General features: G+C 42.9%; 18 protein-coding genes. 6 read left to right on the forward strand and 12 right to left on the reverse strand.

Going from position 1 to position 23,478, the window contains the following annotated elements:
* Nucleotides 1-126: 126 nt before the first annotated feature.
* Nucleotides 127-1,032: an acetamidase/formamidase family protein gene (locus tag J2S25_RS02160; protein WP_307191113.1), complete on the forward strand. Its 906-nt coding sequence runs from the start codon at nt 127-129 to the stop codon at nt 1,030-1,032.
* Between the two features lie 297 nt (nt 1,033-1,329).
* Nucleotides 1,330-1,866, forward strand: a complete 537-nt coding sequence (locus tag J2S25_RS02165) for a GNAT family N-acetyltransferase (protein ID WP_307191114.1) — start codon at nt 1,330-1,332, stop codon at nt 1,864-1,866.
* A gap of 29 nt (nt 1,867-1,895) precedes the next feature.
* Here the strand turns inward: J2S25_RS02165 and J2S25_RS02170 are convergent, their stop codons facing one another.
* From J2S25_RS02170 to J2S25_RS02220, 11 genes are all read right to left on the reverse strand, one after another.
* The gene (locus J2S25_RS02170; protein WP_307191115.1) at nt 1,896-2,426 is read right to left on the reverse strand and encodes an NUDIX hydrolase; all 531 of its coding nucleotides are present in this window, start codon (nt 2,424-2,426) and stop codon (nt 1,896-1,898) included.
* Between the two features lie 81 nt (nt 2,427-2,507).
* Nucleotides 2,508-3,452 (reverse strand): mannose-6-phosphate isomerase, class I, encoded by a 945-nt coding sequence (gene manA / locus J2S25_RS02175; protein ID WP_307191116.1) that lies wholly within the window; start codon nt 3,450-3,452, stop codon nt 2,508-2,510.
* A 76-nt stretch (nt 3,453-3,528) separates the two neighbouring features.
* Nucleotides 3,529-4,389, reverse strand: a complete 861-nt coding sequence (locus tag J2S25_RS02180) for an ROK family protein (protein ID WP_307191117.1) — start codon at nt 4,387-4,389, stop codon at nt 3,529-3,531.
* A 184-nt stretch (nt 4,390-4,573) separates the two neighbouring features.
* Nucleotides 4,574-5,527, reverse strand: a complete 954-nt coding sequence (locus tag J2S25_RS02185) for a transketolase family protein (RefSeq protein ID WP_307191118.1) — start codon at nt 5,525-5,527, stop codon at nt 4,574-4,576.
* Entirely contained in the window at nt 5,524-6,372 is an 849-nt protein-coding gene (locus J2S25_RS02190; protein WP_307191119.1) for a transketolase, read from the reverse strand. Before J2S25_RS02190 ends, J2S25_RS02185 begins: the two co-directional genes overlap by 4 nt.
* Before the next feature lie 11 nt (nt 6,373-6,383).
* Nucleotides 6,384-7,757, reverse strand: a complete 1,374-nt coding sequence (ulaA, locus tag J2S25_RS02195) for a PTS ascorbate transporter subunit IIC (RefSeq protein WP_307191120.1) — start codon at nt 7,755-7,757, stop codon at nt 6,384-6,386.
* 34 nt (nt 7,758-7,791) lie between these two features.
* Nucleotides 7,792-8,073 carry a PTS sugar transporter subunit IIB gene (locus J2S25_RS02200; protein ID WP_307191121.1) on the reverse strand — a complete coding sequence of 94 codons (282 nt, stop codon included), beginning with the start codon at nt 8,071-8,073 and terminating at the stop codon, nt 7,792-7,794.
* Between the two features lie 27 nt (nt 8,074-8,100).
* Nucleotides 8,101-10,152, reverse strand: a complete 2,052-nt coding sequence (locus tag J2S25_RS02205) for a BglG family transcription antiterminator (RefSeq protein WP_307191122.1) — start codon at nt 10,150-10,152, stop codon at nt 8,101-8,103.
* 211 nt (nt 10,153-10,363) lie between these two features.
* The gene (locus tag J2S25_RS02210) at nt 10,364-11,224 is read right to left on the reverse strand and encodes a carbohydrate ABC transporter permease (RefSeq protein ID WP_307191123.1); all 861 of its coding nucleotides are present in this window, start codon (nt 11,222-11,224) and stop codon (nt 10,364-10,366) included.
* 22 nt (nt 11,225-11,246) lie between these two features.
* Nucleotides 11,247-12,134, reverse strand: coding sequence for a carbohydrate ABC transporter permease (locus J2S25_RS02215; RefSeq protein ID WP_307191124.1), 888 nt, complete (start codon nt 12,132-12,134; stop codon nt 11,247-11,249).
* An 89-nt stretch (nt 12,135-12,223) separates the two neighbouring features.
* A complete protein-coding gene (locus tag J2S25_RS02220; protein WP_241768495.1) occupies nt 12,224-13,492 on the reverse strand; it encodes a sugar ABC transporter substrate-binding protein in 1,269 nt (422 codons plus the stop codon).
* A gap of 445 nt (nt 13,493-13,937) precedes the next feature.
* Between J2S25_RS02220 and J2S25_RS02225 the strand changes: the two genes are divergently transcribed.
* The 4 genes from J2S25_RS02225 (at nt 13,938) to J2S25_RS02240 (ending at nt 22,465) form a co-directional block, all read left to right on the forward strand.
* Nucleotides 13,938-16,109: a glycoside hydrolase family 3 N-terminal domain-containing protein gene (locus tag J2S25_RS02225; RefSeq protein ID WP_307191125.1), complete on the forward strand. Its 2,172-nt coding sequence runs from the start codon at nt 13,938-13,940 to the stop codon at nt 16,107-16,109.
* A 207-nt stretch (nt 16,110-16,316) separates the two neighbouring features.
* The gene (locus tag J2S25_RS02230; RefSeq protein WP_307191126.1) at nt 16,317-19,643 is read left to right on the forward strand and encodes a GH36-type glycosyl hydrolase domain-containing protein; all 3,327 of its coding nucleotides are present in this window, start codon (nt 16,317-16,319) and stop codon (nt 19,641-19,643) included.
* Between the two features lie 175 nt (nt 19,644-19,818).
* Nucleotides 19,819-21,423 carry a glycoside hydrolase family 13 protein gene (locus J2S25_RS02235; protein ID WP_044394122.1) on the forward strand — a complete coding sequence of 535 codons (1,605 nt, stop codon included), beginning with the start codon at nt 19,819-19,821 and terminating at the stop codon, nt 21,421-21,423.
* A 67-nt stretch (nt 21,424-21,490) separates the two neighbouring features.
* Entirely contained in the window at nt 21,491-22,465 is a 975-nt protein-coding gene (locus J2S25_RS02240; protein WP_044394121.1) for a LacI family DNA-binding transcriptional regulator, read from the forward strand.
* Between the two features lie 91 nt (nt 22,466-22,556).
* On the opposite strand, the gene J2S25_RS02245 is transcribed toward J2S25_RS02240, so the two are convergent.
* Nucleotides 22,557-23,474: an aldo/keto reductase gene (locus J2S25_RS02245; RefSeq protein WP_044394120.1), complete on the reverse strand. Its 918-nt coding sequence runs from the start codon at nt 23,472-23,474 to the stop codon at nt 22,557-22,559.
* Nucleotides 23,475-23,478: the final 4 nt, after the last annotated feature.

The raw sequence follows: 23,478 nt of genomic DNA on the forward strand, positions 1-23,478 counted from the left end.
TTAACAGTTTATTGTTTATTTTTCAAATAGTCAATTATAATTCTAGTTTTCTTTTTCAATTCTAAATAATTTGACACTTTATCAAACTGACGTATAATAAAACCAAAAACTTTAGGAGGATCACAAATGGGAGAGGCACTTGCATGCAAGGATGCTATTTACGCTTTTAGCAAGGAAAATAAACCCGTGAAATCAGTCGCTTCTGGTTCTACAATTAAAATCGAAACCTATGATTGCTTTCAAAATCAGATTCGTTCGAATGATACAGAGATCAACTCGATTAATTGGGATAAAATCAATCCAGCTACAGGGCCAATCTATGTAGAGACTGCTCAGCCAGGGGATATTCTTTCGGTTAAAATTGAGAAAATGGAACTGAAGAATGAAGGAGTCATGGCAACTGGGCCCGATTTAGGAGTTATGGGACACCGCCTCGAGAAATTCGAAGCAAAGATGATTCCCATTCGAGACGGAAAAGCTATTTTTAACGAAAGACTCCAAATTCCTCTAAATCCAATGATTGGAGTAATTGGCGTTGCTCCAGCTGGAGAACCCGTCTCCTGTGGAACTCCAGGTGAGCATGGAGGAAATATGGATACAAAGCTTATTACCGAAGGCGCTACTCTCTACTTCCCTGTTTTTGCCGAAGGAGCGTTATTCGCATTAGGCGACCTGCATGCAGCGATGGGAGATGGCGAAGTCGGTGTCTCTGGAATTGAAATCGCGGGTGAGGTAACAGTGACTCTGACAGTGATCAAGGGACAGTCTTTAAAGCATCCAGTGCTGATATCAGAAGAAGGAGTCGCAACTATTGTATCGGCAGCAACGTTAGACGAGGCTGCCAAAACTTCTGTCGAAGAAATGATCGACCTGCTCCTCCCCAAAACCGATTTGCCATTGAGCCAACTAACAATGCTGATGAGTGCAGTTGGACAGACCCAAATATCGCAAATTGTCGATCCGCTTGTAACCGCCCGATTTTTCGTACCAAAATATGTATTAGACGCTTATGATATAAAATTGTTCGACTAAGACTTTTTTTCTGATTTTGATTAAAATCATTTTTGGAGTCTTCCTTGGTTACTAAATTAGGGGTCATTTCTTTGGATTTGACACCCTGCGCCATACCAAGGAGCTCCTTTTTTTCATGTACTTTTAACTTTAAAAATAGGAATGTACGAGAAAGGAATGACATGTGAAAGCAAGAGATATCTACTAAAAATCAAATGAAATTGTGTTGATAGTATCCAAATAGATCAAAGGTCAGTGTTACACAGGGTAAAGCTCAGGACCTTGAGATATTAGAAAACTTTTTTTGGAGGATTTCCTATGCAAAGACTGCCGCTCATCATGGTACACTCCCTATCCAATATTCCCACCTATCCTGTTCCAGAAGCTTATCATATTAGAAGTTTTGAAAATGATGAAAAAGATTGGGCTGCCATTTTAACAAATGCCGGAGAGTTTGATTCGGTGAATGCAGGGCTGGATCGCTTCAAGCAAGAATTCGCTCCTTATCCAGCCGAAGTCAGAAAAAGGATGTTTTTTCTCGAAAATGAAGCTGGACAAGCGATAGGTACCGCAAGCGCCTGGTATGGGGAGCTGAACGGCGAGGAAATGGGGCGGATCCACTGGGTGGGAATTGTGCCGGAATACCAGGGGAAAAAACTAGCAAAACCATTGCTCGCCTTCTTGCTCCATCAATTGGCCAGCACACACCAAAAAGCCTATCTGAAAACCCAGACAACCAACCTTAAAGCCATTAACGCTTACTTGAAGTTAGGATTTACACCGTATATACAAGACGACACAGCAGGAGCGATTTGGGAGCAAGTATATACAGAATTAAATACAATGAGACAATAAAGATATAAATTTGTTAACTGGATATCACCCTAATTATCCGTCTTGAAGTGATATCTAAGAATAGCCGCCAGTCCGGCGCCATGCTTAAAGGTCCCTTCGGCCACCAGATTCTTTAACTCTTCCATCGACATCGTATGCAGTTCAATTTGCTCGCTGTTTTCAAGCTTTTGTTCTGTCTTCGTCAAGCCAGCGGCGGCAAACAGGAAGATTTCCTCTGTTGTTGATCCTGGAGAAGGATAAAAGCTGCCGAGATCAAGCCAATGCTCAGCAACGAAGCCTGTTTCTTCCTCCAGCTCTTTTTTGGCGATCTCAAGCGGAGAGCTTCCCTCAGGTTCTATCATTCCTGCTGGCAGTTCCCATTGCCAGCCTTTCATCGCATGGCGATATTGCTTAAGACAAACGACCTCATTGTTTTCCGTTACCGGAAGGATGCAGACTCCTTTTGCAAACTCCAAATACGAAAAGGTCTTCTCTTCCTCATTTGGGAGAATAACCCGATCAACGGTAACCATGAACCTGTCCACTTTTTTCGTGGTTGATTGCGTAATTTTCCAAACCATTTTCTTCGCCTCGCTTTCTGGGTTACTTTTAAGAAAAAAGCAGCAAATATCTATTTTTACTAGACATTCGCTGCTGACATTTTACAAGTGCGAAACAATCATTTTCGCTACTCCATCCAGTTCAAATTCTCCCATCCCAGATGGGAGCATGAAATGGTCCCCCTTCTTGAACTGATACTTCTCGCCGCTAAAAATGAGTGATCCTGTACCCTCAATGACACTGACCAGTTGGAAGGAAAGGTCCTGATTCCATTTAGCTAAGCCTGCTAATTCCCATTTATGAACAGTGAAATAGTCACTTTTCACAAAGGTAGTGATTTTCATATCGCCTGATGTGTTGACAACGGGCTTGATTTCCGGCTTTGCCGCAGGAACAGTCGTTACCGCAATCGATTGCTCGATATGCAGCTCGCGCAGATTGCCTTCCTTATCCTTGCGGTCATAATCATAAACCCTGTAAGTTGTATCCGAATTTTGCTGGGTTTCCAGAATGACAATTCCTGCTCCGATTGCATGAATTGTCCCACTTGGAACAAAGTAAAAGTCTCCTGGCTTTACAGGCACCCTTGTCAGGAGTTCTTCCCATTTGCCGTCATGAATCATCGCCGCAAGCTCTTCCCTTGATTTTGCGGTATGGCCGTAAATGATTTCCGCACCTTCCACGCAATCGATGATATACCAGCATTCCGTCTTACCCAAGTCCCCTTCATGCTTAAGACCATACTCATCATCCGGATGCACCTGAACCGATAAATCTTGAGCAGCATCAAGAATTTTCGTCAACAACGGAAAACGGTCCCCCTCAATATTTCCGAACAACTGACGCTGATTTTCCCACAACTCGCCTAATGTTACCCCCTTATGCTCCCCGTTCTTCACAATACTCTGGCCATTGCTGTGAGCAGCAAACGCCCAGCACTCGCCAGTCTGGTTAGAAGGAAGCTCATAACCAAAAGATTCAAGCTCCAACCCTCCCCAAATCCGCTCCTTAAAAACCGGTTCAAAAAATAGTGGTTGTTTTGACATGTTCATAAACCTCCATAGTAACGATTCCATAACTACCATATTAAAAGACATTTTCGCGAAGGGCAATGTTTCCTTCCTATTCTTGTATTGCGTTTCTGGCAAGTAAGAGAGAACCTATAATTCCTGCGTTATCACCAAGACCTGGGCTTACGATATAATCGGACAACCTCGGCAAGGCAACATAGTCATTCAGTAACTCTTGTAAGTATTTTTGGATATACGAGAATACTTGCTTCTGATTCATCACTCCCCCGCCAAGGATGATTTTTTTCGGTGATAAAATCAAAATATATTGCATAAGAGCTTGGGCGATATAATATCCTTCCAAATCCCAGACTTCTTCTCGACTAACCAGTTCAATCCCTTTCGCTCCCCAACGCTCCTCAATAGCAGGACCTGCGGCAAGACCTTCGAGGCAATCCGAGTGGTAAGGACACTTTCCTTTATAGTGATCCTCCGGATGCCGTCTTACAAGGATATGCCCCATTTCCGGATGGGAAAGTCCCTGAAGCAGTTTTCCTTGAACAACTGCGCCAGCCCCAATGCCAGTTCCAACGGTTATGTATAAGCAACTATCCAATCCTTTCGCTGCACCAAATGTGGCTTCACCCAATGCCGCTGCATTCACATCTGTATTAAAGCCAACAGGAACCCCTAACGCCTTTCTTATTTCCTGGACAAAAGGATATCCACGCCAACCGGGCTTCGGAGTCGAAGTAATCGAACCATAGGTTTCACTATCCAAGTTTACGTCAATAGGCCCGAACGAACCAATCCCAATCGCTTCGACCCCATGCTTAGAAAAAAAGCCTATCACTCTAGGTATTGTTTCCTCTGGAATAGTAGTTGGAATCTGAATTCGTTCCCCTATTCCCCCTGATTCATCTCCCACCGCACAAACAAACTTCGTACCCCCTGCTTCAATAGCTCCAAGCATTTTGCTAACCTCCTCATTTTCGAAGAACCCTCTTAACATTAATATTAAAGCCAATCAAAATAAAAGAAAAGCGCTACCCTCAAACTATCGATTATAGTCAATTCCGTCAACGTCTCTGACAATGTCATCCTGTTGTTTAAAAAAACAGGCAGATCCTATAATCATAAGATCTGCCCAAATTCTCCTATAAAAATGCTCTTACTTCCTTCACTATATGTTCAGAGGTTAATTGATAGTAGTCTTTAAGGTAATCAGTCAATCCCACTTGGCCGAACTGTTCGCGGATACCCATCCTCTTGATTGGGACAGGATAATTTTCACCCAGTGTTTCAGCTACTGCACTGCCGAGGCCGCCGATTACATTATGGTTTTCTATTGTGATCACTTTACCTGTCTGTTTGGCTGCTTCGACAAGTAATTCCGAATCTATTGGTTTAATAGAGTACATATCAATAACCATTGCCTCTATGCCTTGTTTCTTTAGCTCGACCGCGGCCTTCAGTGCCTCAGCTGTCATTATTCCAGATGCTATAAGGGCGACATCGGAACCCTCTCGGAGGACTTTGCCTTTTCCTTTCGGGAAGGTTTCACCTTCTGAATAGAGTTTTACCGCTTTCTTTCTGATCGTCCGGATGTAATGGACGCCATATTCTTCATATGACTGTTTTAAGAGGGCTTTCAACATTGTACTGTCGCTTGCTTCATAAACAGTTGCATTAGGAATGAGCCGCATGAGACCAATGTCCTCGAATGCCATATGAGTACCGCCATTATGCTCTGCGGTGACCCCTGCATCAGATCCAAGGATTTTCACATTCAATTTGGCATAGCCAAGGGAGACAAACAACTGATCAAATGCCCGTCTGGTAGCGAACTGGGCGAATGTATGCACAAAAGGAATCCTGCCTGTTAGCGAAAGTCCTGCAGCAACGCCCATCATGTTTGCTTCCATGATGCCCACATTGATGAGTTGGTCAGGTATTTTTGATTTCATTTTATTAGTGGAAATCGCACTCATTAAATCAGCTTCTAGGGCAATTACTTGAGAATCCTTTGTTGCCAGCTCTAAAAGGGTCTCTGCGTATACTTGCCGCATTTCCTTCAGTTCATTTTCCTGAATTAATTCCTGTTGGATCATTTGACCGCCTCCTTTGTAGCGCGTTTTTCCAGCAGGGCGATCGCCTCTTCAATTGCGGCTTGATCCTGTTTGCTTGGGCGAAGATGGTGATTATCCGCCTTCTCCTCCAGATACGGTACTCCCTGTCCTTTTAAGGTATCGAGAATAATCGCAACCGGTTTTTCCGTTTGTTTTTTACCGGTTAAAATTGCCTGGCGAATCTCTCTCATATTTGACCCATCAACCCGAACAGCTTCAAATCCGAACGCGCGGAACTTTTCAACAAAGTCAAAAGGATTACAGATGTCCACTGTCAGCCCATCCAGTTGCTTTTTATTGTCGTCGACAAGGACGAACAAGTGTGAAAGTTTGTGATGTGCAGCAAACTGGATCGCTTCCCAGCACTGTCCCTCATTTAGCTCCCCATCACCTACAATGGTGTACGTATAGCTACCCCGGCCTGCTAGTTTGTGAGACAATGCAACTCCTGCAGCAACCGATATCCCTTGACCGAGGGAACCTGTTGTCATTTCTACACCAGGAGTTAGATTCCGGTCCGGATGTGACGGCAGCTTTGTTCCATTCTGATTCAGGGTGTAGAGCCACTCATAATCGATAAACCCTTTTACTGCCAGAGTAGCGTATAGTGCAGGACCACCATGGCCTTTCGAGAGGATGAAAAAATCGCGGTCAGGGTCCTCTTTTTGATCAGGTCTGACATTCATCACATCACCATAAAGGACAGCAAGAGCCTCCACAATCGAAAGGCTGCCGCCGTAGTGCCCAAATCCCAAATGGTCTAGTTCTTTTAGAGTCCATAGCCTAATTTCGTCTCTTATTTGTTCTAGTTCTTCTAAAAGATCCATTTCCCCGCTCCTTATGCAGATATTTTGGTGCGATCCACAGGTTTATTTTTGCGGATGACGTTCCATGCTACTGCTACAATTAGAGAAACAAGGACCGTTATGATCACTCCTGTTGAACCAAAGGAATTCGCTACATTTCCTAACAGAATACCCGTAGCACCAAAGTCAGCGTCAGAGAAGGTCGTGTTTGCGAAGCCTAAGTCACCTAGAACTGGCATCAAAAACACAGGCAGGAAGGTAATTAATAGGCCATTAAAAAACGAGCCAATTGTTGCTCCCTTGATTCCACCAGTCGAATTTCCAAAGACACCTGCAGTTGCTCCTGTGAAGAAATGCGGCACAACTCCCGGCAAAATAATAATACCGCCTACCATACCGAGGAATGCCATCCCAACAATACCGCCAAGGAAACTGCTGAAGAATCCAATCAATACTGCGTTCGGTGCGTATGGGAATACAATCGGGCAGTCAAGCGCAGGTTTTGCGTTTGGAACGAGCTTATTGGAAATCCCTTTAAATGCCGGAACAATTTCAGCCAATACAAGACGGACACCAGCAAGGATAACAAATACACCTGCCGCAAAAGTCACTGCCTGAATGACAGAGTATACTAGATAATGTGTTCCTCCACTCAATTCAGCCTCGATAAAAGTAGGACCAGTAAACAAAGCAACAATCACATATAAGATTGTCATTGTAAGCGCTATGCTTACGGAACTATCACGAAGGAAAGCCAATCCTTTTGGGAAATTGATTTCTTCTGTCGATTTTGACTTCTTTCCAACTAGCTTTCCGATATATCCGGATAGAATGTAACCTAAAGTGCTGAAGTGGCCAAAACCTACCTGGTCAGTGCCAGTGATTTTCTTCATGAATGGCTGGGCAAGGGCTGGAAAGAACGCCATGATCAAGCCTAAGGCAATGGATCCAATAATTACAAGCATTGCCCCTTCCATTCCTGCCACTGCCAGAATGACGGCAATCATACATGCCATATACAATGTATGGTGACCGGTTAGGAAGATGTATTTTAAGCTAGTAAAGCGAGCGATCAATATGTTAGCCAGCATTCCAAAAAACATGATAAGTGCTGTATTCGAACCAAATTTAGATAATGCCATTGCGACAATTGCTTCGTTATTAGGAACTACGCCGTTAACGTTAAAAGCTTCTTCAAACATCTTGCCAAACGGCTCCAGGGAACCAACAAGGATTCCCGCACCTGCGGAAATAACGATAAAACCTAAGAATGATTTCGTTGTGCCTTTAACCACTTCGCTCACCGGTTTCTTTTGAATCATAAGACCAATAAGTGAAATGAGCGCAACTAATACTGCAGGCTGGCTTAAAATATCCATTAACAGTCTTAATGTTTCTTTTAACATATACCTGTACCCCCCTATAAGTGGTTTTTCCGTCTTACAGCTTTCCCATTTCCGACAGCTTCTGCTGCAGCTTGTCTTTAAGCTCATTTTTATCAATAATGCTATTAAGGACAATCATATCTTTTAATCCAAATGATCCTTCTGCTATATCCCTTGCCATTACAAATAAATCGGCCGCATCGGGTGTAGCGGAGCTCAAGTCCGAATGTTCGACTGTAATTCCACTGACGCCCATTTCTCCTAGTACATCCTGGATATTCATTTCCAACATGAAACTACTGCCTAATCCTGAACCGCACACTGCAAGAATTTTCATCTTCATACCCTCCATCTCATCTCGTATTTATCGAACAGAATACTCGGAAACTAAATCAATGATTTCCTGCTTTGTTTGTGCAGCCTTTAGTTCGCCAAGCTTTGCAGGATCACTTAACAGTTTTGTTAACTGTGCCAAAGCCTTAAGATGGGTCTGATTGTCGATTGCCGCTAAACAAATGAAGATTTTTACGCTGTTTTTTTCTTCATTTAACAAGTACGTTGGCTCAGCTAATTTTAAAAGGCTCATCCCTACCTTATTAACACCATTTTCAGGACGCGAGTGCGGGATGGCTACTTCTTGACCAACAATTACGTACGGCCCAAGATTTTCGATGTTTTGAATCATCGAGTCAATATAATTACTGGTAATTGAACCCTTCAATAAAAGCGGTTCGGCAACTTTAGCAATTGCTTCCTTCCAGTTATCGTATTTTTCTTCAAATTGGATGGTATCAATTGTTAATAAGTCGTTTAACACAGGCTGCTTCCTCCCAGTGATAGTCTCATTGCTTTGATATAAGGTGTTTTGCAGTGCCTCCCTTAACAATTCTGGATGCTTGATAGTCGCATACTGGCGAATCACTTTCATTAACTCATCTGTTGTTGGGAATCTAACTGACTGCTGATCGATTATTTGTTTCACAGTTTGAACCAGCTCTGTTTTTTCCGTTTCATTCATGACTGGTTTCATGATAAAAATTGGCTTTTCAGTTTTCAAAAATACTGTAGAAAAAACAAGGTCATAGGCTTCAGCATCCATTCTATTAAAATCATAGGTTGACAGAGAGGAAATCCAATGGAGCTGAGGGAAAAGGGACTTCAATTGAGTTTCGAGCATGAGACTAGAACTTATCCCATTCGGACAAACAATTATGGCCCTTTTCACAACCTGCCTTTTTTCACTGCTCTGCTCAAGTAGCCCTCCGAAATGCAAGGTCAAAAAGCCAAGCTCATCTTCGGGTATTTTCAGATTTAGCACTTCCTCAATTGGCTTCATTACTTCTTTTACAACAGTAAAGAGATGATCATGCTCTTTTTTGATTTCCGAAAGCAGGGGATTTGTAATTGGAATCTTAAACAGCATTCGGTAATACGCTGGCTTCAAATGATGGTACAATGTTTCAATAGCCTTCTCCCTGTTTGCAAGTTTAATAGAGGCATACCGTTCAAATCCATTTAGGATTTGCTCTGTTATGTTCAGCAGTGCATCATCTGAGGAGGGGGAAATTTGACCCTGGCAAATTCCAAGTAGCTGGATTGCTAAAAATGCCAGTTCCTCTTTTTCAGGCAATTGGCCTAATTCCTGTTGAACACGTTCAGCAACCTTAAAGATTTCCTGATTCTCCAAGAAACTTATCGTATCTGTAAAGATCCGAACCCATTTGTTCTGCCTCTGACGAATATGAATCATTTGAAGCAAATAAATAAAATCAAACAATCTCTCTTCAATGAAACTTAGCGAGAATTGCTTTTCCAAATTTCTTAACACGCGTTGATATGCTTCAAATTGATCAGGAAGTTGATGTTCTTGAAAAATGGACCTGAACTTTCCTCGGGCATTAGGACTAATGGATAAAAGCGAAATAGCTTTCAACATTAAATGTCGTTTATCCTCTTCCACCCCCTTTAAATGATAGCCATTCTCCCTCGTATAAGTGATTTTGACCCGGAAATCCTGGCAAAATTCATTCGCCTTCTTCATGTCCGCACTGACAGTATTCTTGCTAATTCCTAGGAAGTCCTGATAATGAAAGCTTGAAAGAGCTTCCTGTCTAATAAATGTGGATAAAAGAATCATAATGACACGCTCTAAAGGATCAGTAGCCGGCAAATCGATTTCCATGACACTCGTCCCATGCTTTTGCCAAAATGAAATCGTTTCTTTAGGTATAATGATTTTGTCATGCACAACTTCAATCGCTGGAAGTCCCTTTTGCATTAAAAAATAATTGATTTTCTTTAAATCATAATGAAACTGCCTTCTTGTAAAGTGGATATTTTCCAGGAATAAAGTCAAATGTACTGGCTGCAATGACACCAATCGATAAAAAGTATTGAGACTCCTGCTCTCTAACATGCACCCTTTCCCCCTTAATCAAAGTATATAAGAAAACGCTTACAACTAGCACAATATTCTGTCACAACTCTTGTTCATAAAATTTGATGTGATTGGGATGGTTTATTTTTTAACAAAGCACATAGGGGATGAATGGATAAGATTTTTCACACAAAAAAACCCCAGTCACCTGAGGTTCTTTCCTTGATCAAACGTTTGATTAAAAATCACTTTACTTCATTCCTGAAATGGTATATCCATCTATTATATATTTCTGGAAGAGGATGAAGATGATGACGATTGGAACGACCATGAAGGTTGACCCGGCCATTTGCAAAGCGAAGTTCCCTCCATATTGACCTTTTAGCAGCTGCAGCCCTACTGATAATGTGTAAAGACTTTCATCGTTGGCAATGATCAGCGGCCACAAGAAGCTGTTCCAACCTGCAATGAACGTCAAAATTCCTTGTACTGCAAGAATTGGCTTTGTCATCGGCAGGACAATCTGCCAGAAAACTCGTAATTCGCCGGCGCCATCGAGTCTTGCTGCTTCGAGCAGTTCGTCTGGGATGGTGGTCATGAACTGGCGGAACAGGAAGATACCGAATGCCCCCACTAAACCCGGAAGCACAATCCCTGCCATTGTATTTATTAAGTGCATTTGGTTCAAAATCAAATATACGGGAATCATCGTTACCTGTCCTGGAATCATCATTGTCGCCAGAACCATGAAAAACAATTGTTTACTGCCTTTAAATTCAAATTTAGCAAAAGCATAACCGGCCATCGCATTTAAGAACAAGCCAACAAAAGACCAAAGAACCACGACGACTGTATTTTTCAAATAGAGGCCGAAATTCATATTCACAAAAAGGTTTTTAAAATTCTCGATTGTCCATTTTTCAGGGAACAGCGTCGGTGTTAATGCCATAACTTCACTTTCTGGCTTGAAGGCAGAAAGGATCATCCACACAAATGGAAGGGACACCAAAATACCGCCAAGCGCCAGGATGATACCCACAACCCATTGCTGTCTTCTTTCCTGCTTTATACTCTTGCTTAATGACTGATTGGAAACTGCACTGAATTTCATTTGTCTCCCACCTCTGCTTTCCTCAATAGTCCTGCTGTTTATTTTGGATCTTGAATTGAATCATCGTAATGATAATGATCGCAATGAATAATAGGAAAGATCCTGCTGCTGCATAGCCAAAGTTTGAGAACTGAAAGCCGTTTCGGTAGATGAACAGTGCAACAGAAGTCGTACTATCAAGCGGCCCTCCATTGGTCATGACAAATGGTTCTTCGAAGAACTGCAGCCAGCCTATCATTGTTGTAATCGATACAAAGAAAATGGCATATCGAAGCAACGGAATTGTGATCTTTGTAAGCTGTTTCCAATTGTTTGCACCGTCAAGCTGCGCAGCTTCATAATAAGTTTTTGGAATCCCTTGCAAAGCTGCCAGGAAAATGATCATATTAAGACCGATTGCTCTCCATAGCGCCAGCAAGATCAATGAAATTTTTGCTATGGTCGGGTCCTGAAGCCATGGTACATCCGGCAGGTGAAACAGGTTTAATATATAGTTGAATAAACCTAGATGAGGGTTGTACAGATAGCTCCAGACAACGGCAACCGCTACAACGTTTGTAATCGAAGGCATGTAGAAGACAACCCGGAAGGCCTTGAAAATACGCGCTTTGCCAAAATTGATCATTAAGGCTATAGCAAGAGAAAGAACAATAACGAGCGGTACACCAATCACAACATAAAACAAGGTATTCAAAATAGATGTGACGAATATCGGGTCACTTACCACTTCTTTATAATTTTCCAGGCCAACAAAGCTAACCAATGACCAATCGGCAATCCCGACTAAATCAAGATCCGTAAAGCTGATAAACAGCGCTACAAAGATAGGTAGTATCGAAAATAATGATAGAAGGATAATGGCAGGAGCTATAAAAAAGTAAGGAGTCTTGTTTGCCAAAAAGCTTTTCATTGTTAGTCCCTTCTTTCCAATTCCAGATTATACTGGACTAAAGTAGGTAACCGGCAGGCAAATACCTGCCAGTCCACTTGTTCTTAACATTATTTGGCGAGGAGTTCCTCGGCTTCTTTATCGAATGCATCCATTTCTTCCTGAATGTCAGCACCGCCGCGATAGATCTTTTCGAATCTCGTCAAGAAATCTTGGGCGATTTTCTCGAAAGGCTTAATTACAGGCATTGGCTGTGCATTTTCCAATTGATCCCCAAACACTTTGTAATATTGGTTTTCTTGAAGCTGCTTGTCATTCCATGCTTCTTTGTTAGCTGGCAATGTATTAGTCAATTCAAGCCATTTGATCTGAGTTTCAGGCTTGCTCATATAAGCAAGGAATTTAAGAGCTTCTTCTTTGTTTTTAGTGTATTGAAATACAGAAAGGTCAGATCCGCCTAAAATAGATGTGTTCGTATCCTTAGCTGGAAGGACCGCAGTCGCCCACTTGCCTTCTATCTCAGGTGCCTGGTCGTTAATCAGCTTCACCATCCAAGGGCCGGAGATGAACATTGGCAAAATCCCCTCACCTTTAAACGCCTGGATAATATCAAGTCCGAGGTCAACTGGAGCTGAACCATCCTTGAAAAAGCTATTCATGTATTCCACTGCTTCGACAAATTCTGGTTCGTTGAAATAAGCCTTATTTCCTTCGATTAGCTTAGATCCATTCTGCCGCGCAAGCATGAAGGATAGGCTCTGCTCATTTGTATCGATGCTAATGCCATATTTGTCATCGCCGCGGTCATTTAGCTTTTTGGCTGCGTCACGAAGCTCGTCCCAAGTCTTTGGAGCTTCTTTATAACCAACTTCCTCCAATAAATCTGTACGGTAGTATAGTACGCGAGTATCCACATACCAAGGGACACCTACTACTTTATCATCATATTTCGTTGTTTCAACAGAACCTTCGAAAAAATTATCTGCGGCTAATTCTGGATATTGATTTGTATACTCTGTCAAATCCATTAAAGCATTGGCAGATGCAAATTCAGGAATCCAAGAAGTACCCATTTGAACAACATCTGGTCCTTGCTTGGATGCAACTGCTGTTAAAAGTTTGTCATGTGCCTGATCCCATGGTATTGCCTGTACTTTTACATCGATATCAGGATTCTCTTTTTCGAATTCCTCTGCCATTTTTGGCAGCGTCTTAGCTTCTTCCCCCATGCCCCATACGTTGACTACTTTTTTTCCATCTTTTTCAGAACCTGTATCGGAAGAGGAACATCCTGCTAGTGCTCCAGATACTACCAATGTACCGACCATCGCTGCTGCAGCAAATTTCTTGCTGAATACATTTAGCATTTTTCTATTCATTCGTAAAACCCCCAAATAATATTTTATACGTTCTTGCAATTAAATTTCCCGCTACTACCAATAATACTTACAAAACTATGCGTACGTTTACGAAAACCTCCTTAGTGAAACGTTTCGAAAACAAATAAAAAAATATACAGATGAATCTAGCGAAACGATTCAAGCATTTCACCTTTTTATTCGAAAGTTAAGGTCAAACACAGTAGAAACGTTTCGATAGAGCTATTATATTTCATGATGAAATCGTTTTCAAGAGAAATTTTTATTAAATCACTACTTTTTTTCAAAAAATATTTGAAGTTCGAGATCATTCTAATAAAATTTGCGAAACGTTTCGATTTTCCGTTGACTCAAAAAAAGAAAGCGCTTATAATGCAGTTGTAACTTTATTCGAAACGTTTCTATACAAAGAAATAATTCAATAGATAATCGGAGGTTCACCCCTATGGCTAGCAAAAAACTTACATCATTATTAACGAAAATGACACTTGAAGAAAAAATTGGACAACTAATTCAATTAGCCACACCCTTTTTCGAGGGATCTAAGAATGAAGGACAAATAACCGGTCCGCTTGCCTCTATGAATATATCTGATGAAGATGTGCGCAACACTGGCTCCGTGCTTGGAGCTTCCGGAGGAGCAGCGGAATCTATTAAGATTCAGAAGGCTCATTTGAAAAAAAACAGACTCGGCATTCCTCTCTTATTCATGGCGGATGTCATTCATGGATATAAGACGATTTTCCCCATACCACTTGCAATCGGCTGTTCTTGGGATTTGGATAAAGCACAAAAGAGTGCGGAAATTGCCGCAACAGAGGCAGCGGTTGCAGGTGTCCATGTTACCTTTTCGCCAATGGTTGATTTGGTCCGTGACCCTCGCTGGGGACGCGTCATGGAATCCACTGGGGAGGACCCGTTCTTAAATGGAGAATTTGCTAAGGCGTTTGTCCGTGGCTTCCAAGGTTTAGACTTGAAAAACAATCCTAAGTCGGTTGCTGCATGCGTGAAACACTTCGCAGCATATGGTGCTGCTGAAGGAGGCCGTGATTACAATACCGTCAATATGTCAGAACGCCAACTCAGGGAGTCCTATCTGCCTGCCTACAAGGCAGCACTTGATGAAGGATGTGAAATGGTGATGACTGCCTTTAACACAGTCGACGGCATCCCGGCTTCTGGAAATACACAACTGATGCGCAATATTCTTCGCGAAGAATGGGGCTTCGAAGGCGTCCTCATTTCTGACTGGGGCGCAGTGAAGGAGATGATTCCTCACGGCGTCGCAGAAGATGAAGCAGAAGCCGCCTACAAAGCTATTCAGGCTGGCATTGATATTGAAATGATGACTTCCTGTTATGTCGACCATTTGAAAAAACTGATTGAAAGCGGAAAAGTGGATGAGAAGCTTATAGACGAATCTGTTTTGCGCATTCTTACATTGAAAGAGAAACTAGGACTTTTTGAAAATCCTTACCGCGGGGCGGACGAAGAACTAGAGAAGGAATTGGTCATGAGTAACGAGCATCGCCAGGCAGCGAAAGAGCTGGCAATTTCGTCTTCCGTTCTATTGAAAAATGATGGAGTTCTTCCTATTAAAACAAACAAGAAGATTGCCTTGATTGGTCCTTTTGCAAAAAGCAGCGATATTCTTGGGCCTTGGTCCTTCCTTGGTTCAAAAGAAAAAGCCGTCCAGCTATACGATGGTTTACAGGAGAAGCTTGATTCCTCCCTTCTAGTAACTGCAAAAGGCTGTAGCATTGAAACAGGTTCTGACGAACAATTCGCTGAAGCAGTGAAAGTGGCGAAAGAAGCAGACGTGATTGTCCTTGCTTTAGGCGAGGCATCAGAAATGAGCGGTGAAGCTGGTTCCCGTGCGGATATCCTTCTGCCGAAAGTGCAGCTCGAACTTGTCGCTAAGCTGGAAAAACTTGGCAAGCCAATTGTTGCCGTATTATTCAATGGACGTCCGCTTGATCTCCACGGAATATGGGACGAAGCCGACGCCATCCTGGAAGCATGGTATCCTGGAACAGAAGGAGGTAACGCAGTCGCTGACATCCTATTCGGCGATGCAAATCCATCCGCGAAACTGACCATGTCTTTCCCATACTCCGTTGGACAGGTGCCGGTTTACTACAACCATTTCAACACAGGTCGGCCACAGGGAGCACCTGACGCACAGGAACGATATGTATCACAGTATTTAGATATTCCGAACGAGCCATTGCTACCTTTTGGTTATGGCTTAAGTTATACACGCTTTGAATATAGCGAGGTAAAGTTGAGCGCTACCACGTTATCAACTACCAAACCTGTGACAGTTTCGGTGACGGTCGAGAATACCGGTGAATGTGCCGGAGAGGAAATTGTCCAGCTTTATGTACGAGACGTGGCTGGTGAAGTCGTTAGACCGATGAAGGAACTAAAAGGCTTCAAGAAAATCGCATTAGAGCCTGGTGAAAAAGTAACAGTTGAATTTGAAATTCACGAAGAACAACTGCGCTACCATCATCCAGATCTCACTTTCAAGAGCGACCCAGGAAAATTCATTGCTTTTGTAGGACCGAACAGCAGGGAAACGGTGGAAATGGCGTTTGAACTTGTAAAAGAGTAATTTAAACTTAAATAGCCCAATTACTAACAATAAAAAGTCAGCTAAAAAGAAAAAATAACAATTTATCGACGGTTACAGGAAATTTATCGACGGTTGCAGGCAATATATCGACGGTTGAGCACAATTTATCAACGGTTGGAGCCATTTTATAAACGGTTAGTAACAAGTACTACGAATGACAAACCTAGAAAGAAAGAAGGGACACCGATGACACAGTCAAAGTTCACCATACAGGCAAATGATCTAAGCTTTACGTTTTTGAATAGCGGCGATGTCTATGAGATCGCACATAAATCAACGATGATCAACCAGTGGCTATCGAACCCGATCGATGGCTCGATGAACAACTTATATTTGCGAATTCATGAAGAAAATGTAATCCAGTTCTATCCCCTGCTTGGCTCGAAATCAGAAAGTAAAATCAGCCACTCCGATAATCAAGTTTTCTATCAGGGCGAAGCAGGCAATCTTCTATACCAGGTGACTTTTACCCTGTCTGATAATGGAGTCTGGTTCTGGGATGTGAAAGTGAAGGGAAGCAATGCAGTAATCGATATTATCTACGCTCAGGACATGGGCCTTGCTGACAAGGGCGCTGTTCGTTCGAACGAAGCGTATATGTCTCAGTATATTGACCACAATACTTTCAATGACTCTGAAAAAGGCTATGTCGTCTGCTCCCGCCAGAACCAGCCGATGAACGGCGGTAGATTTCCGTATCTCCAGCAAGGTTCGCTGAAGAATGCAACAGGATTCTCGACTGACGGATTCCAGTTTTTCGGATTATCATATAAAGAAACAGACATTCCTGAAATTTTAATGAAAGAAAATCTCGCAAATGAAATCTATCAATATGAATTTGCTTACACGGCCTTACAGTCTGAAAAAGTAACGCTTGATGGCAATGCGCAATTCGTATTCTATGCAATTTTTAAAGAGGACCATCCAGGAGCAATAACCGAGTTGGAATTTATCGACGAAGTGGGTGTAGCCTGGGAAAGTGTAAAATCACTTAAAGCTGATAAGACTGCTGAATTGGCAGAAGTACAGCTCTCTCCTTCTATCGGAAAGCCTTTAGCAACACTATCCATGACAAAAGAAGAAATCGATGAGCTGTTCCCTAACCGCCATCAGGAAGAAACATTCGGCGAAGAATTGCTCTCTTTCTTCACGGAAAAGCATGAGCATGTCGTTTTAAAGGAAAAAGAATTGCTTGTTGAGCGTCCACACGGGCATATCCTGATGACAGGCGGAAATGTTGATAACATCAAAAATGTCCTGACAACTACTTTATATATGTACGGGATTTTCAACTCGCATATCGTTGTTGGAAACACATCTTTCAACAAGATGCTGACAAATGCACGCAACTCGCTGAATGTCATGAAGACTTCTGGTCAGAGAGTTTATATTGAAATCGAAGACGAATTCCGCCTGCTAACCATGCCTTCGATGTTTGAGATGGGTTTTAATTATGGTCGATGGTACTACAAGATACACGATGACATGATTATCATTACGACGTATACTGCTGTGAATTCACCGCAATTGCAGCTCCATGTCCAATCGGCAAACGGCAAAGGATACCGCTATCTTGTGACAAACCAGGTTTCAATGAACAACATTGAATATGCACAGCCCTTTCACCTGAAGCAGGACGGAAATGTGTTAACTTATACCGCGGCTGAAGGGTCTGATAGTTCAAAAGTGTTCCCTTCCCTAAGCTATCGTATGAAAATCGATGGCAAATTTGAAGTGAAGGATTCAAGCGCATTTGGCGAAAGGATCGAAGCCGAAGCAGCATCTTTGACGATCGTTGAGCTGGAACAAACAAACGAGTGGAAGATCACTGTCCAAGGCTTACTTGACGGGACAGAAATTCCGTTTCCGGATGCAGATGCGCAAACAGAAATTGAAAATTACCGCAAATTTTTTGCCGAAACAATGAATGGCTTCAAACTGACACAAAATGGAGCGGCAACGGAAGAGCTCAAGAAAATGAACGCACTTGCATGGTGGTACACCCATAATATGCTCGTTCACTACTCTGTGCCGCATGGCCTAGAGCAGTACGGCGGCGCAGCTTGGGGAACGCGTGATGTATGCCAAGGACCGACTGAGTACTTCCTTGCAACGCAAAAATACGAAAATCTCAAAACCGTCATCCGTACCGTCTACTCCCATCAGTATCGTGATGACGGAAACTGGCCGCAATGGTTCATGTTCGACAAATACTACCGCTTTCAGCAGGATGATAGCCACGGCGACATCATCGTCTGGCCTTTGAAAGTCATCGTTGAATACTTGCGTGCAACAAATGATTACACGATTTTAAATGAAATGCTTCCCTATACGGAAACACGCAGTTTTGAATTTACAGCGGAAAAAGCAACCCTGCTGCATCATGTGAAAAAGCAGCTTCAGTATATTAAGGATCATTTTTTACATGATACGTATTTGTCTTCCTACGGGGATGGAGATTGGGATGACACACTTCAGCCAGCGAATGCACAGCTGAAGCAGTATATGGCAAGCAGCTGGACAGTTGCGCTAACCTACCAGGTAGTAAGCCAGCTCGCATCCCTTTTACAAAAGGAAGATACAAATCTCGCAGAAGAACTTGGACACATGGCAACAGGAATCAAAGAAGATTTCAATAAATATATGCTGTCTACGAAAACAATCCCGGGCTTCGTGTTCATGGAGCAGGCGAATAAGCCTGAACTGATGGTCCATCCTACAGATACCAAAACAGGCATTCAGTATCGCCTGCTGCCAATGACACGGAGCATGATCGGGGAGCTTTTGACACCCGAACAGGCGGAATCTCACTACCAAATCATCAAAGAATTCCTATACCATCCGGATGGCGTGCGCTTGATGGATCGCCCTGCAATCTATAAAGGTGGAGTAAGCACGAACTTCAAGCGGGCCGAACAAGCAGCAAACTTTGGACGGGAAATCGGGCTTCAATATGTTCATGCCCACATTCGTTTCGTTGAAGCAATGGCGAAACTAGGCAAGGTCGATGAGGTATGGCATGGACTGCAGAAAATTAATCCAATTGGGATACAGAAGGTTGTTCCAAACGCTGAACTGCGCCAGAGCAATGCCTACTTTAGCAGCTCTGACGGAAAATTCAAAACCCGTTATGAGGCAGCGGAGAATTTCGATCAGCTCCGCGATGGCTCAGCACCAGTAAAAGGCGGATGGAGAATTTACTCAAGCGGACCTGGAATCTATATGAACCAGTTGATTTCTAATGCGCTAGGCATCCGCCGCGAAGCACAGGATCTCGTGATTGATCCTGTTCTGCCAAAGGAAAAAGACGGGCTTGAATTCACATTCAACATTGATGGCAAGCCAGTTACATTCGCCTACCATTTCGGTAAAAATGAAGGTGTCCTTATCAACGGTCAGAAAATTGCAACAGACCAGATATCCAACCGATATCGAAACGGCGGCTACCGCATAAACCTTGCTGAACTTAAAAAGCTTAATGCTGAGGACAATATAATTGATATTTACATGTAAGAAAAGCGCAAGCGCCTTGTTCAGCCCCGACAAGCGCTGGAGGGCCGACCGAAGTGACTCGAGGGGCTAGGCGCTGAAGCTGGACAATTTTCAAAGAAATTTATTTTTTCTTAAATTTTTAAAAAAAGAGCGGCTCACAAGGCCGCTTCCTTTTTCATAGTATGGGGGTTGGAAAATGGAGGAAAAATGGTGGCATAATAGTGTGGTTTACCAAGTGTACCCTCGCAGTTTCAAGGATTCAAACGGGGACGGAATTGGCGATATACCGGGAATCATCTCAAAGTTGGATTATATTAAGGAACTTGGAGTTGACATCATTTGGCTATGTCCAGTCTATGCGTCGCCAAATGATGATAATGGATATGATATCTCCAATTATTTTCAGATTCATCCCGAGTTTGGCACATTAGAAGATATGGACCAGCTCATAGCAGAAGCAGCAAAACGCAAAATCGCCATTATGATGGATATCGTCGCAAATCATACGTCTGATGAGCATCCATGGTTTCTTGAATCAAAAAGCAGCAAGGATAATCCGTATAGGGAGTATTATGTCTGGCGGAATGGGATCAACGATGGCCCTCCGAGTGATCTCAAGTCAATCTTTAGTGGCAGTGCATGGGAGTTTGACAAGGAAACGAACCAGTATTATCTGCATATGTTCAGCAAAAAGCAGCCCGATCTTAACTGGCACCACCCTCCTGTCCGCGAGACAATGTATGAGGTAATGCGCTTCTGGATCAACAAGGGGATCAAAGGCTTCCGCTTTGACGTCATCGATTTGATTGCGAAAGAACTGGAGGAGGGAATTATTGTAAATGGCCCCCTTCTTCACACGTATTTGCAGGAGATGCACCATGAAGTCCTTGAGGAAGCTGATATCGTAACGGTCGGTGAAACTGGCGGTGCTGATCTGGAACAAGCTCTTCTTTTTACAAGCCCTGAACGGAAGGAACTCGATATGGTGTTCTCATTCGAGCATATTGCTCTTGATGAACAAGCAGGCAAACAAAAATGGGATTGGAAGACGCTTGATTTAGCCGATTTGAAGAGAGTCCTTTCTGACTGGCAGACAGGTCTGGCTGGGAGGGGTTGGAATAGTTTATTCTGGAGCAACCACGATCAGCCACGCATCGTGTCACGCTGGGGGAATGACCAGGAATATCGTTATGAAAGCGCGACAATGCTCGGAACCATACTCCATTTAATGCGTGGTACTCCATACATTTATCAGGGAGAGGAAATCGGTATGACGAATGTACAGTTCCATGAGCTTGAGTCTTATCGTGATATAGAAACTATCAATATGTATAGAGAACGCAAGGAGCAAGGTTTTACCCATGAAGACATCATGAAATCGATTTACGTAAAAGGCCGCGATAATGCGCGAACGCCTATGCAGTGGAATGCTGAAGAAAACGCCGGTTTTACAGAAGCAACTCCTTGGATTGGGATTAACACTAATTATTCAGCCATCAACGTGGAGAATGATATAAATGGTGAGAAGTCCATCTATCAATTTTACAAGAAACTGATCATGCTACGTAAAAACAATAAGCTGGTTGTTTATGGAGACTACCATCTTCTAGACAGCGAACCGGAAGTATTTGCCTATACACGATCCTACCAAAATGAAGAATGGCGCATCGTGTGCAATTTTACTGGAAGAAAAGTGGAAAGTTCTTTATTGTGTGACAATACAATCATTGTTCATAACTATGCTACCTCTGCTGATGTATTGCGTCCATACGAGGCTATTGTTTATAAAATTGAAAAATAACTATAGATGAAAACGATCACACGTTATAATAAAAAGAGTGTTAGCAGAACAGACAGGAGAGAGTATCGTGGCAAGTATTAAAGATATTGCGAAACAAGCAGGCGTATCCATATCGACAGTTTCCTATGCTCTGAACGGGAGCACTAAGGTGACGGAAGAAACGGCGGCGAAGATCGTTGCCATAGCGAAGGAACTGAATTACGTTCCGAACGCTGCGGCACGCTCCTTGAAAAAGCGGGAAACAAACATCATCGGTGTCTTTCTTACCAATTATGGGGGCGCATTTTATGGGCAGCTGCTTCAGGGCATTCAGGATACCCTCAGCAGCAAGGGGTACGAGATGATTGTATGCAGCGGAAAGGAGTCCCATCGGTTTATTCCTGAACGGATGATTGATGGCGCAATTGTCTTAGATTATTATTTCTCCAGCGCAGAGTTAATCAGGCATGCAGACGCCGGACATAAAATCGTCGTTATGGATAGAGAGCTTACCCATCCTAATATAAATCAAGTACTACTGCACAATACTTCTGGAGCAACATTAGCGATTGACTATTTAATTGAGAAGGGTCATCGTAAGATTTATGCGATTACTGGCCCCGAAGGATCGTACGACGCTACACAGCGAATCGAAGCAGTACGTCAATCGGTTGCACGTTATAGTGACATTGAGTATCAAGAACTTCCGGGTGATTTTAATAAACCTGCTGGAGAGAAGGCTGCCGAACAAATCACTAAAAATTTTACTACACCTGTTGCTGTGTTCTGTCTGAACGATGAAATGGCCATCGGAATGTATAATTACCTTGCCAAAACAAAGTACGAAGTCGGAAAAGATATTCACATCATCGGATTTGACAACATCGAACTCACTCATTATACTCAGCCAAGACTAGCGACCATCGACTATTCCGAACGAAAGTGGGGAGCTGTCTCAGCTGAACACCTCTTGAAGTTGATCGCCAACGAAAAGGCAGAAAACGAACGAATTTATGTAACGCTAATTCCTGGGGAATCAGTCGGCAATATATCAAGCAACTAAAAGCAAGTTGCTTCCGTCGATGGAAATTATGCAGATATAATAGAAAAACCAGCTGCCGGATAAAAGGCAGCTGGTTTTTCATCTTTTCAATTTAAGGAAGGATATTTCCTGCGGCGCGGTAGATGCTGTACCATTCTTCGCGTGTCAGGTTGATGTCACTTGCTTTGATGCAGTCTTTTAGCCTGCCGATGTTCATTGTGCCAATCACCGGCTGCATGTTTGCTGGATGGCGGAGTAGCCATGCTGTGGCAATTGTTGTGTTGCTAACGCCATAGTTTTCTGCTACTTCATTGATTTGCTTGTTCAATTCTGGGAATTTGTCGTTATCTAGGAATACGCCTTCAAAGAAACCGTACTGAAAAGGCGACCAAGGTTGAATGGTGATGTCGTTCAGTCTGCAGAAATCCAGCACGCTTCCATCTCGATCGATGGCTGACTCATTCTCCATGTTTACATTCATTCCATTGGAAATCATGTTTGCATTGGTGATGCTAAGCTGCAGTTGGTTGGCGACGATGGGCTGCTTGACATATTTTTGCAGAAGCTGGATTTGCATTGGTTTTTGGTTGGACACACCGAAATGGCGCACCTTTCCGGACTCCTCTAATTTTGTAAAGGCCTCGGCAACTTCTTCAGGCTCGACTAGCGTGTCTGGTCTATGTAAAAGAAGGACATCCAGGTAGTCTGTATTCAGTCTTTTTAAAATCCCATCCACTGACTCAAGGATATGTTCTTTTGAAAAATCAAACATTCCTTTACGAATTCCGACCTTTGATTGAAGAATCATCTTCTCACGGATGTCATCATTCATTTGAACCGCATCTGCAAAAATCTCCTCGCATTCGCCGCTTCCATAAATATCCGCATGGTCAAAGAAGTTTGCCCCTTCTTCCATCGCAGTCCGGACAAACTTCTCTGCTCCTGGCTTGTCTAGAGAATTAATCCGCATGCAACCCACAGCAACAACAGGCACTTCAAGTGAGCTTGTTCCTAATTTTATCGTCCTCATAGGT

Origin of the sequence: Mesobacillus stamsii (genome assembly GCF_030814065.1) — a bacterium.
GTDB lineage: Bacteria > Bacillota > Bacilli > Bacillales > Cytobacillaceae > Mesobacillus > Mesobacillus stamsii.